Below are 316 nucleotides of genomic sequence, written 5' to 3'. Positions count from 1 at the left end.
ATGGGCAGCAAGCAGTTCTTCCAGCGCGAACGGCCCAGCCTGTGGGAATCGATCGCGCCCGAATCGACGTTCAGCTTCCCCAGCGGCCATGCGATGGGCTCGATGACCCTGGCTGCGACCCTGGTGCTGCTGGCCTGGAACACCCGCTGGCGCTGGCCGGTGCTGCTGCTGGCGCCCGCGTTCAGCCTGCTGGTCAGCGTCTCCCGGGTCTATCTGGGGGTCCATTACCCCTCGGACATCCTGGCCGGATGGTGTGCGGCGCTGGTTTGGGTGGTAGGGTGCTATCTGGTCATGTTCAGTCGCCGGCATCCTTGGC

At 66.1% G+C, this 316-nt stretch carries 1 protein-coding gene; it reads left to right on the top strand.

Annotated features, from left to right (window positions below; translation table 11 throughout):
- Positions 1 to 316 (top strand): phosphatase PAP2 family protein (locus tag EN845_RS34480; RefSeq protein WP_135931319.1); only part of this gene is annotated, 316 nt, incomplete at both ends.

It is taken from the genome of Mesorhizobium sp. M8A.F.Ca.ET.202.01.1.1 (genome assembly GCF_004791595.1).
GTDB lineage: Bacteria > Pseudomonadota > Alphaproteobacteria > Rhizobiales > Rhizobiaceae > Mesorhizobium.
The sequence above is the reverse complement of the archived record's forward strand: the minus strand, read 5'-3'. Positions and strand labels throughout refer to the sequence as shown.